Origin of the sequence: Paraburkholderia sp. PGU19, from assembly GCF_013426915.1 — a bacterium.
GTDB lineage: Bacteria > Pseudomonadota > Gammaproteobacteria > Burkholderiales > Burkholderiaceae > Paraburkholderia.
This window is the reverse complement of record NZ_AP023180.1, coordinates 755,013-771,052: the sequence shown is the minus strand read 5'-3', so window position 1 is coordinate 771,052 and position 16,040 is coordinate 755,013. Positions and strand designations below refer to the sequence as shown.

Here is a 16,040-nt window from a genome sequence, read left to right as displayed (position 1 = left end):
GGAAGAACAACGATGAAGGTATGCATTTACGGCGCCGGCGCGATCGGCGGATGGATGGGCGTGAAGCTCGCGCAGGCGGGCTGCGAGGTGAGCGTGGTCGCGCGCGGCGCGACGCTCGACGCGTTGCGCGAACACGGCTTGCGCCTGATTGAAAACGGCGAGACGCATGCGGTCCGTGTGCAGGCGAGCGACAAACCGGAAGCGCTCGGCGCACAGGATCTCGTGATCGTCGCGGTGAAAGCGCCCGGCATGGCCGCCGTCGCGCAGCACATCGCGCCGCTGCTCGGCCCGAACACGCTCGTGCTGACGGCAATGAACGGCGTGCCGTGGTGGTTCTGTGCCGGCTTGCATGGCGAGTTCGCGGGCGCGCGGCTCGCTTCCGTCGATCCCGACGGTTCGATTGCCGCCGCGATTCCCGCTGAACGCACGCTCGGATGCGTCGTGCATGCGAGTTGCCGCGTCGATGCACCGGGCGTCGTCGCGCATCATCAGGGGCGTGGCCTGATCGTCGGCGAAGCGACGGGGCATGCGAGCGAGCGCGTGGCGTCGCTCGTCGAACTGCTGCGCAAGGCCGGTTTCGATGCGAGCGCGACGGATCAGATCCAGCGCGACGTCTGGTACAAGCTGTGGGGCAACATGACGATGAACCCCATCAGCGCGATCACGGGCGCGACCACCGACAAGATTCTGAGCGACCCGCTCGCGCGCGATTTCGTCACGCGCGTGATGCTCGAAGCGAAAGCCATCGGCGCGCGCTTCGGCATCCCCATCGAGCAGGCGCCCGAAGACCGCCACGCCGTTACGCTCAAGCTGGGGGCGATGCGCACGTCGATGCTGCAGGACGTCGAAGCGGGCAAGGCCGTCGAACTCGACGCGCTGGTGGGCGCGGTGTGCGAACTGGGCAAGCTGACGGGCGTCGACGCGCCGTATGCGAACGCGCTGTTTGGGCTGGCTCGTCTGCACGCTCGCGTGCGTGGGCTGTATCCTCTCGATTGACGCTGCACCTTCAATCACTCTAAGCCCCACGCATCAAAGCATGAAATTCACCGATCTGTCGTCCCCGGCCTACTTCGACAATCCCTATCCGTTCTATGAAGGCATCCGCAGCGCGGGTGCCTTCGTGCCGCTCGCGCCCAGCATCATGCTGACGGGCCGTCACGCCGTCATCGACGCGCTGCTGCCCGACCGCCGCATGGGCAAGACGTACATACCCAGCGTGGTCGCGCGCTACGGCGAGAGCGCGCGCGAGCAGCCGGTGTTTCAGGCGCTCGAACGCACCTTCCTGATGATGAACCCGCCCACGCACACGCGCCTGCGCGCGCTGCTGATGAAGGCATTCAATGCGCGGCAGATCGAAACGCTGCGCACCATCGCCGAAGAAACGACGGACAGTCTGATCGACGCGATGCAAGGCAAGCCCGAAGTGGATCTCGTCAGCGAGTTCGCGATGCCGCTGCCGTTGCAGATCATCTGCCGGCTGCTCGATGTGCCCGTCGAGGATGGCGTGCGCTTCGGCGACGCGGCGAGCCTGCTGGTGTCCGCGTTCGATCTCGCGCCAATGTCGGCCGACGCGCTTGCGCGCGCGAATCAGGCGGCGCTCGAACTCGAACAGTATTTCCGGGCAGTGGTCGCGCAACGGCGCGCCGCGCCCGGCCACGACATCGTGTCGTCGCTGATCCAGGCGGAAGAGGGCGGCGAGCGGCTGTCGGAAGACGAGATCATCTCAAACGTGATCTTGCTGTTCGTCGCGGGGCACGAGACCACATCGAACATGCTCGGCAACGCGTTGATCGCGCTGCATCGGCATCCGGCACAACTGGAAAGGTTGCGTAGCGACCCGTCGCTGGTATCGAAGGCCGTTGCAGAATGCGCGCGCTACGACACGGCCGTGCAGATGGTGGTGCGTACCGCGTTCGACGATATCGACGTCGACGGGCAGACGCTGCCGCGCGGCTCGATCGTCTTCATGCTGCTCGGTTCGGCCAATCGCGACCCGGCGCGTTTCGACGCGCCGGATACGCTCGATATCGGCCGCGAGCCGTCAGGCCATTTGCTGACCTTTGGCGCGGGCATTCACTACTGCCTCGGCGCGCGCCTCGCGATGATGGAACTCGAAATCGCGCTGCACACGCTGCTGACGCGTCTGCCGCAACTGCGCCTCACGAATCTCGATGCCTTGCAATGGCGCAGACGGAACAACCTGCGCGGTGTCGAGACGCTGATCGCCGCGTTGTGATTAGCTAGTCAGAAAGGCGTGACGTCGGTACGAGGCTCACGCCATCTCGCGATGCCAGCGCTCCAGTTGCTCGATGGTTGTGGCGGCGCCGCCGCACACGATCACGAGCACGCTTTCTAAGCGCTGTAGCGCTTCCGTTTGCCGATAGACGAGGGCGAGGCTCGCACCGCATGCGGGCTCGACGAGCACGCGGTGATCGTCGACGAAGCGGCGCGATGCATCCACGGCTTCCTTGTCCGACACCACCACGCATTCGACAGGATGCGTCTGCGTCAGCATGAACGCCTGCTCGCACACCTGCTTCGCGCCCAGCGACGTCGCGACACTCGTAATACCCGGCAATTCGATCCGCTTCCCAGCGCGCACCGATTGCGCGAGCGATGACGCGCCTTCCGTTTCGACTGCGATCAGCGGCACGTGGCCGAGACCGTTGCGCCGCAAGCCTTCGATCGCGCCCGCCATCAAGCCGCCGCCGCCCACCGACAGCACCACGGCATCGAACTTCGCCCCCGCGCGCACGACCTCGTCGATCATCGACGCATGGCCGTGCCACAAGAGCGGATCGTCGAACGGATGGATGAAGGCATCGTCGGGACCGACCTGTTCGAGCGCGAATGCGTTCGCTTCCTGCCAGGTCGCGCCGTGCACGATCACGTTCGCGCCTTGCAGGCGGATCAGTTCCTTCGCGCGCTCGCCCGTGCTTTGCGGCACGACGACCGTGACGGGAACGGACAGCGCGCGGCCCGCATACGCGACCGCGATGCCCGCATTGCCGCCCGACGACGAGACGAAGCGGCGCTTGCCGCGCTTCGCGTGTTCTTCGCACGCGTAGCCGATGCCGCGGATCTTGAACGAGCCGGGCGGCTGTAACGCATCCATCTTGAGCAGCACGCGGCGGCCCAGATGCTGGCTGAGCGGTTGGGATTCGAGAAGGGGAGTGTCGATGTGCAGTGTCATGGCGGTGTTGCCGGAAGCGGCGCGGAATGGTCTTCGCTGAATTGATGAACCGAATCGCTGATGATAGCAAGCCAGAATCGCGTACGGAGGGAGCCATGACTGCGCCCTCCGGAGCAGACTCGATGCGCTGTTACCTGACGGCGAACAGCAGCGCGGCGAACACTGCATACAGACAGCCGACGTAAGCCAGCCTGCGGCTCAGCACGCGGGGTGCACGGAAGATCCATTGCAGCACCACGATGGCCAGCGCAGTGACGACGGCAGCGAGAATGGACGGCGTGGCCAGATGCCACGGCGTGAAGAACAGGCCGAACGCGGTGGGGATCGTCGCCTGGATCATCATTGCGCCGCTGATGTTGGCGAGCGCGAGGCGCTCCTTGCCTTGACGCACCCAGATCACGGCGTTCATGATTTCCGGCAGCTCCGTCGCAATCGGGCTGAACAGCAGCGCCGTCAGTTGTGGATCGATGCCGAGCCACGGCCCGACCGCCTCAATCTGCCCCACGAACAGATGCGACGCGAGAAAGATCATGACCAGCGCGCCGACCGTCTGCGCGACGATCCACGGCATGGCGGGATTGGCGTCGCGCGGGCGCAGCTTGAGCGGTTCGAGCGCTTCGTGATCGCCTGCGTCGCCTTCTGCCGTGAGTTCCTTCCAGCAGTAGAAGGCGTAGGCCGCGAGAAACGCGAGACCGAGCACGGGCTTGAAGTTGAACACCACCAGGCCGAGCACGATCTTGACGGCGAAAATGGCGAGAAACCAGATCTGGTCGCGGCGCAGACGGCGCGTGTCGGCATCGACCGCGTTCGCCCGCATCTGGCCGACGCGTTTGGCCGTGGCCAGCAGCGCAAGGCCGACCACGGCGTAGGCGATCGTGCTGAGCGCGAGCGGTCCGCCAATCGCGGCGCCTACGCCGATTTCCTTGTGCGCGGGCGTGTTGCCGAAGGCAACGGCGACCAGCGTCACGACGCTCTCGGGCAGCGCAGTGCCGAACGCGGCGAGGATCGTACCCGTGGCCGTCTGTGTCATGTTCAGCTTGTTGCCAAGCCACTCGACACCGTTGACGAAGGTTTCGCAGGAAACGTAGATGACGCCGGCGGCGGCGATGAGCAGGGCGAAGGTCAGGATCATGACGGACGCCCCGGAATGCGGGAAGGGGGAATAGTCGACAACTTGTTATCTCCACGAGCCGGGCACGCAAACCAATGACGCATCCCTTCGCCCGGCTCGGGTGAAAAGGACGCGTCAAAGGTCTCGTCAGGCCGTGGGACGGCTGCCGACGCCATGGCATGAATGCCAAATATGTTGACGGCGGCGCTACACCGGAAACGGCGCAGCAGACTACTCCCCTAAGACAACGAAATTATAACGCACCGTCAGCGTGTCGAAAGCAAAAGGTACGCGAAGGAAAGCGGCGTCTGCGCGCCGCTTGTCCCTGTCGCTCGTTCGTACCGCTTCTTCGTACCACCGCTGACGGGTTTATTTGCCACCGATCAGGCTCGGATCGCTGGCAAACCGCTCGCTGCCGCGCACCGGTCCATCATCGAGCAGGCCCTTGGTCAACTCCAGCGCCTGGCGTTCGAACAGCCGACGGTACACGCCGTGCTCGATCCGGATCAGTTGCTCGTGGCTGCCTTCCTCGACCACGCGGCCCTTGTCCAGCACCAGCAGGCGGTCGAGCGCGCGCACTGTCGAGAGCCGGTGCGCGACGACGAGTGTCGTGCGTCCAACCATCAGCCGCTCCATCGCCTGCTGGATCAGCACCTCGCTTTCGCTGTCGAGGCTCGACGTGGCTTCGTCGAAGATCAGGATCGGCGCGTCCGCGAGAAACGCGCGCGCGATCGCGACCCGCTGGCGCTCGCCGCCCGACAGCTTCACGCCGCGCTCGCCGACCAGCGTGTCGTAGCCATGCGGCAGCGCGTCGATGAAGTCATGCGCGCTGGCCAGCTTCGCGGCCTGCACGATGTCATCGAACGACGCGCCGGGCCGTGCATAGGCGATGTTCTCCGCCAGCGAGCGGTGGAACAGCACGGGCTCCTGCTGCACGATCGCGATGTGCTGGCGCAGCGACGCCTGCTGCACGTCGGCGATGTTCTGCCCATCGATCGTGATGCGGCCGTCGTCGATGTCGTACAGGCGCTGGATCAGCTTGATGAAGGTCGTCTTGCCCGAGCCCGAATGTCCGACGAGACCGATCCGCTCGCCTGGCGCGATGCGCAGCGAGAAGTCGTTGTAGAGCGCCGTGCGCTGCGCGCCATAGCGGAACGTCACGTGCTCGAAGCGGATTTCGCCTTGCTCGATATCGATGGCGGGCGCGCCGCGTTTGTCTTCGATGCCGAGCGGCTCGCGTTCGAGCGCGACGAGTTCTTCCATGTCGTTCACCGAGCGTTGCAGGTTGCGCACGTGCATCCCGACATCGCGCAGATAGCCTTGCAGCACGAAAAATGTGGTCAGCGCATACGTGATGTCGCCGACGCTCGCTTCGTCGCGCAGCCACAGCAGCAGCGCCGCGCCGAGAATGGCCGCCTGCATCAGCGCCAGCATGCCGCCCTGCACGCCGCCGTTGGTCGTGCCGCGCTGCCACGTGCGGCGCGTGCGTTGCCGCCACTTGGCGATCACGCGATCGAGCCGGCTTTCCTCGCGTTCTTCCGCGCCGAACGCCTTGACGACGGCGTTACTGCTGACGGCGTCGGCGAGCGAGCCGCCCATGCGCGTGTCCCACAGATTGCCGAGACGCGCGGCAGGCGCGACGTAGCCGAGCGATAGCGCGACCGTCACGGCGACATACGTGAGCGAGCCGACGCCGACCACGAGGCCCATCACGGGCCAGTGAAAGCCCAGCAGCACCGTCGATCCGGCGAGCATCAGCAGAGAAGGCAGCAGCGCGATCAGCAGCGTGTCGTTGAGCAGGTCGAGCGCCCAGATGCCGCGCGTGATCTTGCGCACCGTCGAGCCGGCAAAGCTGTTCGCATGCCAGTCGGTCGAAAAGCGCTGCACGCGATGAAACGCGTTCGCGCAGATCGCGCTCATCATCTTGAGCGTCATCACGATGATGCTGCGATAGACCAGTTGCCGCAGCAACGTGCCGCCGATGCCGAGCGCGATCAGGGTGAAGAACGCGACTAGCGCCGGATGCGATGCGGCGTCCTTGCCGAGCGTGCTGCCCGACGCGAGTGCGTCGACCAGACGGCCCGCGAAGAGCGGCGTCAGCACGTCCGCGAGCGCGGCCGACAGCGCGAACAGCGCAATGCCGACCACGCGCACGGGCTGCTTGCGCCAGTGATGGAAAGTGAAGCCGAGAACGCTTCTGAACGCTTGCGCGCCAAAGTCGAGTTTTTTGCTAGCCATGTATGTCAGCGTGCGGCGCGAGGCGGCGCAGCGCTATCCGGTCAGGAGATTCAGAAGTCGACGACCGATGCCCGCCAACGCGCGGCGGCGACAAAGAAAACCGGTAGTCTGACAAAGGCGCGGGCGCTTGTGGGCCAGCGCAGACGGCAACCTAGCTTGGAGCGCAGAGGAAGCGTCGCGACATCCCGCGAGAGACTGCGATGTACATTGCGTGCATTGAATGCCTCCCTTGGGTGAATGAGTGGATGAAGAACGACTGCGTTGAGGCTTGAATTCTAGCAGGAAAGCTTGCGCAAGGTGATTGCAATGTGCTTCGACACGACGCCTTGTGTTGGTTTTATGCGCGCTTCATCGAATGACGGCGGGCGGGCTTTGCGGCCTGTCACACCGGTGGCGGATACAATGCGGCAGCGCCGAACAACTCCAACTTCGGGTTTCGTGCTCAACTCAAGCAGAGACTCAACCTGATCGATATCAACTCATGTCCAGTTCCACCCGGGCCTTCTTGCTGGGCCCGTTGCTCAAAGGGGTTTCCCGTTCCTTCTATCTGACCTTGCGCATTCTGCCCGCGGGCATGCGCGATCCCATCGGCCTCGCATATCTGCTCGCGCGCGCCGCCGACACGATCGCCGATACCGCGCTGATTCCGCCCGAACAGCGGCTCGCGCTGCTGCTCGCGTTGCGCGATCAGGTCAACGGCGCGACCGACGACGGCGAGCTTGCGCAGCGCCTCGCGAACGAAGTGGCGGGCCAGCAGACGCAATCGGATGAAAAGGTCTTGCTCGAATCGATCGCGCCCGCACTCGACGTGCTCCAGCAACTCGAAGCGGCCGACCGCACCGCCGTGCGCGAGATCGTCACGACACTGACCACAGGTATGGAATTCGACCTGCGCACCTTTCCCGACGAGCGCTCGGGCCGCATCGTCGCGCTGCGCGAATGGGACGAACTGGATCGCTATACGTATCTGGTCGCGGGCTGCGTCGGCGAGTTCTGGACGAAGATGACCTACGCGCATCTGCCCGGCACGCTGAATACCAGCGAGCCCACGATGCTCGAGCGCGGCGTGCGCTTCGGCAAGGCGCTGCAGATGACCAACGTGCTGCGCGATTGCGGCAAGGATTTGCGCATTGGACGCTGCTATCTGCCGTCCGCGCTGCTCGATCGCTACGGCCTGACGCCGCAGATGCTGCTGGCGCCGCAAGCATCGCAGCGCGCGCAACCCTTGATGCACGAACTGGTGCGCAAGTCGCTCGATCACTTCCGCGCTGCGCTCGACTACACGCTCGCGATTCCGCGTTTCTCGCTGCGCTTGCGCCTCGCGTGCGTGTGGCCGATCGTGATCGGGCTCGAAACGATGCTGCTGCTGGTCGATAACGCGCACTGGCTGGAGCCGGCGAAAGTGTCGAAGATCCAGCGCAAGCAGGTGTACGGCATTCTCGCGCGCTCGCTGCCTGTGTCGGTGTCGGATGCGGGGCTGCGTAGCTGGATCGAAGGGCTGATCCGGGCGATCGAATCGCGCATCGGCGTTCGATGAAACTCGCTTCCGTTCAATCCCGGTTTGTTCATACCGCGATCGAGCGCCTATGATGAACCTCGCACCACCCGAAACGAAGGACGGCTCCGGCCGCAACGGACCATGACGGCAATCGCCAGCTGGCACGCACATGTGTACTTCGATCAGGCGACACGCGACGCCGCATGGACGCTGCGCGAAGCCATCGAAGCGCAGTTTCACGGCAGATTCCAAATGGGGCGCTTCCATGAACGTCCCGTCGGTCCGCATCCGATGTGGTCGTATCAGCTTGCGTTCGGCCCCGAACTGCTCGCGGAACTGTTCGGATGGCTCGCGCTCAATCACGGCGCGCTGGACGTCTTCATCCATCCGAACACGGGCAACGCGTTGCGCGATCACCGCGATTGCGCGGCGTGGATCGGGCGCTCGTATCAGTTGAATCTCGCCGCGTTAGGCGGTTAGCGCGTATCCGGCGCGGCGCATCGTGGCGCGCGCAGCGCGCACGGAGGTCGGGTCATGACGGTCACCAATGCGGTGTCGGGCACCAACGTCCATGAAGTCGCGGACAGCATTTACCGGATCAACACGCCTGTGTTCTTCGATGGCGGGCCGGGCGGCTTCTCCTTCAACCAGTATCTGATCGTCGACGACGCGCCGCTGCTGTTTCATACCGGCCCGCGCAGGATGTTCGCGCTCGTGCGCGAAGCGGTCGCGTCCGTGTTGCCGCCCGAACGGCTGCGGCATATCGCGTTCTCGCATGTCGAAGCGGACGAGTGCGGCTCGCTCAATGAGTGGCTCACTGCCGCGCCCGAGGCGCAACCGCTGTGCAGTGGCATTGCCAAGCTGGTGTCCATCGACGATCTCGCCGACCGGCCCGCGCGCGGCCTCGAAGACGGCGAAACCGTCGATCTCGGACGCCACCGGCTGCGCTGGCTCGCGACACCGCATCTGCCGCATGCGTGGGAATGCGGGATGCTTTTCGACGAGACGACCCAGACGCTGCTGTGCGGCGATCTGTTCACGCAAGGCGGCGCCGACGCGCCCGCCGTGACGGGCACGGACATACTCGGTCCAAGCGAGGCGTTCCGGCGCAGCATGGATTACTACTCGCATACGAAACACGGCGACGCGATGCTGGAGCGGCTCGCTACACTCCAGCCGCACACGCTTGCGTGCATGCACGGCAGCGCATGGCAAGGCGACGGTGCGGCGCTGCTTCGCGGGCTGGCGGTGTCTCTGCGCGAGTGAGTGCGCGGGCCGTGTTGACCCGGAGAATCGACAGCACGAATCACGGCGATAAACGACGCGTCCCGCCACCCACGCCGCAGCGCAGCAAAAAATTATTCGCGCGTTCTGTCGATTCCCGTCGCCGCCGCTCGTCGTCAAGGTAAGCGGGCATATCGTCCGCTATCTGCCAGCAAGGACGACGACGATGACCTTGAAGCTCTACGCCCACCCGTTTTCTTCGTACTGCCAGAAGGCGCTCACCGCACTTTACGAAAACGGCACACCGTTCGACTACCGCCGGCTCGACGAACCCGGCGCGATGGATGAACTCGCCGCGCGCTGGCCCATCCGGCGCTTTCCGGTGCTCGTCGACGCGGGACGCACGATCGCCGAGGCGACCGTCATCATCGAGTATCTCGGCTTGCATCATCCCGGCCCGGTACAACTGCTTCCCGACGACCCGCGCGCGGCGCTCGACGTGCGCTTCATGGATCGTTTCTTCGACAACTACATTGCCACGCCGCAGCAGAAGATCGTCTTCGACAGCCTGCGCGACGAGAGCGAACGCGATGCGCGCGGTGTCGCTGATGCGCGTGCGCAGCTCGACGTCGCCTATGCGTGGCTCGACAGCACGATGAAAGACCGCGAATGGGCGGCGGGCGAGCGCTTCAGTCTCGCGGATTGCGGCGCCGCGCCGTTTCTCTTCTATGCCGACTGGACGCACCGGATCGATCCGAAGTTCGAATACGTGATCGAGTATCGCAAGCGTCTGTTGAAGCGGCCTTCGTTCGCGCGCGCCGTCGAGGAAGCGCGGCCGTATCGCCATCTGTTTCCGCTCGGGATGCCGGAGCGCGACTGATTTCGTGGTTCGTCAATTGAATGGGAGGCCGCGATGTCTTCTGCATCTTCTCTCGTGCCCGCCGCCGAACTGGCGAAGCGCAACGGCCGGCACTATCCGAACGAGAGCGTCGAATACCGCCGCGCCCGCGACGCGCTGCTCGCGGAGGAAATCGAACTGCGCCGTCATATCGAACGCGTCGCGGAACAGCGCCGCGCGCTGCCGCCGGGCGGTGACGTCTCGGGCGATTACCGCTTCATCGGCGAGGCGGGGCCCGTCGATCTCGCCGGGCTGTTCGGCGACAAGGACACGCTCGTGATCTACAGCTACATGTTCGGTCCGCAGCGCGAGCGGCCGTGTCCGATGTGCACGTCGCTGCTGAGCGCGTGGGACGGCGAGGCGCGCGACATTGCGCAGCGCATCGCGCTGGCCGTGGTCGCGCGTTCGCCGATCGAGCGGCTCGCGGCGTTCAAAAAGGAGCGCGGCTGGCGCGATCTGAAGCTGTATTCAGACGTGAACGGCGAGTACAGCCGCAACTTCGGCGCGATCTCCGACGATGGCGGCGACGATGCGGCGTTTCAGGTCTTCACCCGCCGAGACGGCACGATCCGGCATTTCTATGCGGCTGAAATGGGCTTCCCGACTGTCGATCCCGGTCAGGACCCGCGCGGCGCGCCGGATCTGATGCCGATGTGGACGATCTTCGACATGACGCCCGAAGGGCGCGATCCGCACTGGTATCCGAAGCTCGACTACGGGCGGTGACGCGAACGCGCGGCGGGTCGTTGGCGCCGCCGCCGCGTGCGTATGAAGACAGGCATGAAGGCGAACGCAATCGCGCCGCGAGCACGCGGCGCTCGTACCGTTCGCGGGTGTACGCAGGTATCAGTCGGCGAGGCGCTTGTCGGCGAGCGCGCGTTCGCAGTCGCCGAGCACGGCGACGACGAGGCGCGCCTGAGCGTCGAGTTCGTCCGTATCGAGAATTTCTTCGACGGCATCGCGCGCCCAGTCGGCTTCGACAAACGATGCATGTCGCTGCGCGATGTCGAGCGCAAGGGCCGACAGCCTAGCGATGCATAACCAGTCGGCTGTGCGCCCGTGCCGGTCGAGCCACTTGTGCGCGGCCTCTACGTGAAACGACGGTGTGGGCCAGGTCTCGTTCAGATACCAGGCGCCCAGGCTTCCGCACGTGAGCCAGCACAGCAGCTCCACGCGGTCGCGTTGGCTTAGAAGATGGCGTACATCACTCATGGCGACGCTCGCGAAGGTAACGGATATGACGTGAGTTCCGCGTAGCAAAGCTCGAACCCGTGTGTGTACGACAATAACACGACGTTGTGCCTTGCACGACAGGGTTTAACCGGATTTGGTGTGTCTCGCGTCATACCGAGTGTGTGCTGACCGACAATCGGGTGTTCTTGCTGCGCTGCATTGCACAGGCACAGTGCAGCGCGGCTCGCGTTTTAGCGCGAGCACGTCGACTGTGAATCGGTCGATGCGTCGAGGCGGATCATCTGGCCGTGATGGAGTACCGTGAATGCGTCATCGGGCAGGCCGGCTTCATGGGTCGCTTCGCCGAGTTTTTTCGGCGGTTCGTCGAGTGCCTCGTCGGTCAGTTCGAAGGTGCCCCAGTGAATGCCGATCGCTTTTTCGGCGTGCACGTCCTGGAAAATCTGCACGGCCTGCTGCGGGTCCACGTGCTGAGGGCCCATGAACCAGCGCGGCTCATACGCGCCAACGGGAATCAACGCGAGATCGAAGCAACCGAATGCGGCGCCGATCCGCTTAGAGTCGTTCGAGTAGCCGGTGTCGCCCGCGAAGTACACCGAGATTGGATGTGCAGCGCCCGCTGCCGTCTTCACGACCCAGCCGCCCCACAGCGTCTCGTTGCGGTCGGTGAGGCTCCGCGCGGACCAGTGCGTCGCGGGCACGAACCAGAAGTCGAGACGGGCAACGCTGGTTTCGTCGCCCCAGTCCAGTTCCTGCGCATTCGTGATGCCTTTTTTCGCGAGCCAGTCCTTGATGCCGAGCGGCACGAGAAAGAGCGGCGGCCCGCCAGGCTGCGCGTTCAATGCCTCGACGCTCGCGGTGTCGAGGTGGTCGTAATGGCTGTGCGAGATCAGCACGACGTCGATATGCGGCAGTTCGTCAAGCGCGAGGCCCAGCGGCACGCGCCGCTTCGGCCCGGCGAACGTGAAGGGCGACGCGCGCTCGGAGAACATCGGATCGGTGATCACGTTGACGCCGTCGATCTGCAACAAGGCGGTCGCATGGCCGATCCACGTCATCGTGTTGTCGCTGTGGTTCGCCTTGATCCACGCGACGTCGGGGTGATCGACGGGAAACGCGTAGCCGTTCGCCGGCGGTGGCGGCAAGCCGTGCGTCCAGCGGTTCCAGCGCCACTTCCACACCGAGCCGCGCGCGAGCGGTCCGTCGTTGTTCTCGTAGCCGTTTTCGGTGCGCGGCGCGTGATGGATGCCGCTTGCGGCGAGCTTGTCAGGCGTAGGATCGGGTTGCTGCGCGCCGACGGCGCAATTCGCCGACGCGGCGCTCAAAGCGATGGCGGCGCAGACGAGGCGCGAGCGGAACCGGAATGGCATCGTGTATCGAATGGGCTGCGGCCGTAGAATCGATGGTGAAACAGTGTAGACCGGACGCCGCGTACTACGCCCGCGCGGTGGCGGAACGAGCGTCGCCTTCGATCGCGTCCTGGCTGCGGAATCGTTCATCCTCACGCCATCCGTCGGGCGCAATCTCGATCTGCGTCCGTTTGTCGCGAACACCGCTTAGCGGAACAATTGTGCCTGTGCCCGAGTTGCAAAATGCAATGAAGTGCCGTTCGTAGCGACGAAAAAGCAGCGAAGCGGCGCAAATCGTGCATTTTTTTGCCTTAAACGCGTTTCGACCGGCACGATTCAAACCGTCAAAATCCAAAATAAGGCAAAATTCGGGGCATTCGCGTCGGCCGTGGCGTCGCCGGCGGCATTTCCCAACCTTTCTCGACCAAGAGCAAAGCGATGAGTAACAAGCAACCTACGATCATCTACACCCTGACCGACGAAGCCCCGCTGCTCGCGACGAGTGCTTTTCTGCCGATCATCCGTACGTTTACCGCTCCGGCTGGCGTCAATGTCGAGACCAGCGACATTTCCGTGGCCGGCCGTATCCTCGGCGAGTTCGCGGAATTCCTGACGGAAGAGCAGCGCGTGCCGGACAATCTGGCCGAGCTGGGCCGCCTGACGCAAGACCCGGACACGAACATCATCAAGCTGCCGAACATTTCGGCGTCGGTGTTCCAGCTGATCAGCGCGATCAAGGAACTGCAGTCGAAGGGGTACAAGGTTCCGGATTATCCGGAAGACCCGAAGAACGACGAAGAAAAAGAGATCCAGAAGCGTTACTCGAAGTGCCTCGGCAGCGCGGTCAACCCGGTTCTGCGCGAAGGCAATTCGGACCGCCGCGCGCCCGCCGCCGTCAAGAACTACGCGAAGAAGCACCCGCACAGCATGGCCGAGTGGAGCATGGCGTCGCGCACGCACGTCGCGCACATGAAGCATGGCGACTTCTACCACGGCGAAAAGTCGATCACCAACGACAAGGCGCGTGAAGTCCGCATGGAACTCGTCACGAAGCGCGGCGAGACGATCGTGCTGAAGCCGAAGGTCAAGCTGCAGGACGGCGAGATCGTCGACAGCATGTTCATGAGCAAGAAAGCGCTGGTCGAGTTCTACGAAGACCAGATGGAAGACGCGCGCAAGACGGGCGTGATGCTGTCGCTGCACGTGAAGGCGACGATGATGAAGGTTTCGCACCCGATCGTCTTCGGCCACGCGGTCAAGGTGTTCTACAAGGACGCGTTCGCCAAGCACGCGAAGCTGTTCGACGAACTGGGCGTGAACGTCAACAACGGCCTCGTCGATCTGTACACGAAGATCGAGGCGCTGCCGGAATCGCAGCGCGACGAAGTGATCCGCGACATGCACGCGTGCCACGAGCACCGTCCGGCGCTGGCGATGGTCGATTCGGCCAAGGGCATCTCGAACCTGCACGCACCGAACGACGTGATCGTCGACGCATCGATGCCCGCGATGATCCGCGCAGGCGGCAAGATGTGGGGCGCCGACGGCCGTCCCGCCGACACGAAGTGCCTGATCCCGGAAAGCACGTTCGCGCGTATCTACCAGGAAATCATCAACTTCTGCAAGACCAACGGCGCATTCGATCCGAAGACGATGGGCACGGTGCCGAACGTCGGCCTGATGGCGCAGAAGGCGGAAGAATACGGCTCGCACGACAAGACCTTCGAGATCGCCGAAGACGGCGAAGCGCGCATCGTCGACAACGCGACGGGCGAAGTGCTGAGCGGCCTCACGCAGCAGGTCGAGCAGGGCGACATCTGGCGCATGTGCCTTGTGAAGGACGCGCCGATCCGCGACTGGGTCAAGCTCGCCGTCACGCGCGCGCGCAACTCGGGCATGCCCGTCGTGTTCTGGCTCGACCCGTACCGTCCGCATGAAAACGAGCTGATCCACAAGGTGCAGGCATACCTGAAGGATCACGACACGAACGGTCTCGAGATCCACATCATGTCGCAGGTTCGCGCGATGCGTTACTCGCTGGAGCGCGTGATTCGCGGTCTGGACACGATCTCGGCGACGGGCAACATCCTGCGCGACTACCTGACCGACCTGTTCCCGATCATGGAACTGGGCACGTCCGCGAAGATGCTGTCGATCGTTCCGCTGATGGCGGGCGGCGGCATGTACGAGACGGGCGCGGGCGGTTCGGCGCCGAAGCACGTCAAGCAGCTGGTCGAAGAGAACCACCTGCGGTGGGATTCGCTGGGTGAGTTTTTGGCGCTGGCTGTGTCGCTTGAAGAGCTGGGTATCAAGTCGGGGAATGCGCGCGCGAAGGTGCTGGCGAAGACGCTGGATGCTGCTACCGGCAAGCTGCTCGACAACAACAAGAGCCCGTCGCCGAAGACTGGCGAGCTCGATAACCGCGGCAGCCAGTTCTACCTGGCGATGTATTGGGCACAGGAGCTGGCCGCGCAGACGGATGACGCGGAACTTGCTGCCAAGTTTGGCCCGCTGGCCAAGGTGCTGACGGAGAACGAGAAGACGATCGTCGGTGAACTGGCGGACGTGCAGGGTAAGGGTGTCGATATCGGCGGCTATTACCAGCCGGACTTTGCGAAGCTGGAAGCGGTGATGCGGCCGAGTAAGACGCTGAATAACGCGCTTGCAGCGGTGACGGTTTAAGTTTTCTGACTGTAGTGGTTTAGGCGGAGCCCGCGCATTCTGGTTTGGATGTGCGGGCTTTTTGCTGCGCAGGCGGTTTGGTTTGCAGGTGTTTTCGCTGGCATCCGCGTGTTGTTATCTAGCTTCACGCGTCGCCCCTGTGCGGGGCGGCACCTACTTTTCTTTGCCGCCGCAAAGAAAAGTAGGCAAAAGAAAGCGGCTCACACCGCCAACATTTCTTCTTGCCTGAGGGCCCCCAAAGGGTCTTACGCTTCACACGGCAATCATGTGACCCACGTTCGTTGCCAGCGCGCTTGCGGTGCGCCTCACCCGCTTCACACCCCCGCGTAGCAACACACCGTGCCAGATAGTCCGCCGCCGCCCAGGTGGCAAACTGTGTGTAGGCTTTCAGGCCGTACACGCATCACTCCGGACTGAAAAACACAGGCCCGTCGCAACGCTTGCTCTGTGCGCATCACCTGTTTCACACCCCGCGTCGCATCCACACCGCGTCAAGCTTCCAGCGTTCTAAAGCGGCTGCCTGTGCGGAGGCTTTCGGGCCGTACAGGCATTACTCCGGACTGGAAAGCAAGGTCGGTGTTTCTGGTAAGAGCGCGAACTTGTGTGGTGCGACAACCTACACACAGTTTGCCACCTGGGCGGCCGCAACCATTCGC

13 protein-coding genes and 1 riboswitch are annotated in these 16,040 nt (G+C 64.0%); of the genes, 8 read left to right on the top strand and 5 right to left on the bottom strand.

The features are described 5' to 3' along the window. Nucleotides 1–12: 12 nt before the first annotated feature. Both H1204_RS21055 and H1204_RS21050 read left to right on the top strand, forming a co-directional pair. The gene (locus H1204_RS21055) at nucleotides 13–996 is read left to right on the top strand and encodes a 2-dehydropantoate 2-reductase (protein WP_180732575.1); all 984 of its coding nucleotides are present in this window, start codon (nucleotides 13–15) and stop codon (nucleotides 994–996) included. Between the two features lie 40 nt (nucleotides 997–1,036). After that, a complete protein-coding gene (locus H1204_RS21050) occupies nucleotides 1,037–2,236 on the top strand; it encodes a cytochrome P450 (protein ID WP_180732574.1) in 1,200 nt (399 codons plus the stop codon). A 36-nt stretch (nucleotides 2,237–2,272) separates the two neighbouring features. Here the strand turns inward: H1204_RS21050 and H1204_RS21045 are convergent, their stop codons facing one another. The 3 genes from H1204_RS21045 to H1204_RS21035 form a co-directional block, all read right to left on the bottom strand. Then, nucleotides 2,273–3,193: a serine/threonine dehydratase family protein gene (locus H1204_RS21045; protein WP_180732573.1), complete on the bottom strand. Its 921-nt coding sequence runs from the start codon at nucleotides 3,191–3,193 to the stop codon at nucleotides 2,273–2,275. 130 nt (nucleotides 3,194–3,323) lie between these two features. Continuing rightward, on the bottom strand, nucleotides 3,324–4,325 hold the full coding sequence (locus H1204_RS21040) for a sodium:calcium antiporter (protein ID WP_180732572.1): 1,002 nt from the start codon (nucleotides 4,323–4,325) through the stop codon (nucleotides 3,324–3,326). Between the two features lie 50 nt (nucleotides 4,326–4,375). Further along, nucleotides 4,376–4,556: riboswitch (yybP-ykoY riboswitch) on the bottom strand. Nucleotides 4,557–4,673: 117 nt separating this feature from the next. Continuing rightward, nucleotides 4,674–6,542 carry an ABC transporter ATP-binding protein gene (locus H1204_RS21035; protein ID WP_180732571.1) on the bottom strand — a complete coding sequence of 623 codons (1,869 nt, stop codon included), beginning with the start codon at nucleotides 6,540–6,542 and terminating at the stop codon, nucleotides 4,674–4,676. A 481-nt stretch (nucleotides 6,543–7,023) separates the two neighbouring features. Between H1204_RS21035 and H1204_RS21030 the strand changes: the two genes are divergently transcribed. The 5 genes from H1204_RS21030 to H1204_RS21010 all read left to right on the top strand — a co-directional run bounded on the left by H1204_RS21030 (nucleotide 7,024) and on the right by H1204_RS21010 (nucleotide 10,888). Beyond that, nucleotides 7,024–8,079, top strand: coding sequence for a phytoene/squalene synthase family protein (locus tag H1204_RS21030; RefSeq protein WP_180732570.1), 1,056 nt, complete (start codon nucleotides 7,024–7,026; stop codon nucleotides 8,077–8,079). 102 nt (nucleotides 8,080–8,181) lie between these two features. After that, nucleotides 8,182–8,520 carry a DOPA 4,5-dioxygenase family protein gene (locus H1204_RS21025; RefSeq protein ID WP_180732569.1) on the top strand — a complete coding sequence of 113 codons (339 nt, stop codon included), beginning with the start codon at nucleotides 8,182–8,184 and terminating at the stop codon, nucleotides 8,518–8,520. A 54-nt stretch (nucleotides 8,521–8,574) separates the two neighbouring features. Next, complete coding sequence (locus H1204_RS21020) at nucleotides 8,575–9,306, top strand: FprA family A-type flavoprotein (RefSeq protein WP_180732568.1); 732 nt, start codon at nucleotides 8,575–8,577, stop codon at nucleotides 9,304–9,306. A gap of 184 nt (nucleotides 9,307–9,490) precedes the next feature. Next, on the top strand, nucleotides 9,491–10,144 hold the full coding sequence (locus tag H1204_RS21015; protein WP_180732567.1) for a glutathione S-transferase family protein: 654 nt from the start codon (nucleotides 9,491–9,493) through the stop codon (nucleotides 10,142–10,144). A 33-nt stretch (nucleotides 10,145–10,177) separates the two neighbouring features. Beyond that, complete coding sequence (locus H1204_RS21010; protein ID WP_180732566.1) at nucleotides 10,178–10,888, top strand: DUF899 family protein; 711 nt, start codon at nucleotides 10,178–10,180, stop codon at nucleotides 10,886–10,888. 120 nt (nucleotides 10,889–11,008) lie between these two features. On the opposite strand, the gene H1204_RS21005 is transcribed toward H1204_RS21010, so the two are convergent. After that, nucleotides 11,009–11,374, bottom strand: coding sequence for a hypothetical protein (locus H1204_RS21005; protein WP_180732565.1), 366 nt, complete (start codon nucleotides 11,372–11,374; stop codon nucleotides 11,009–11,011). A gap of 212 nt (nucleotides 11,375–11,586) precedes the next feature. Next, nucleotides 11,587–12,723 carry an MBL fold metallo-hydrolase gene (locus H1204_RS21000; protein ID WP_180732564.1) on the bottom strand — a complete coding sequence of 379 codons (1,137 nt, stop codon included), beginning with the start codon at nucleotides 12,721–12,723 and terminating at the stop codon, nucleotides 11,587–11,589. Between the two features lie 417 nt (nucleotides 12,724–13,140). Between H1204_RS21000 and H1204_RS20995 the strand changes: the two genes are divergently transcribed. Beyond that, nucleotides 13,141–15,384, top strand: coding sequence for an NADP-dependent isocitrate dehydrogenase (locus H1204_RS20995; protein WP_180732563.1), 2,244 nt, complete (start codon nucleotides 13,141–13,143; stop codon nucleotides 15,382–15,384). The last annotated feature ends 656 nt before the right edge of the window (nucleotides 15,385–16,040 follow it).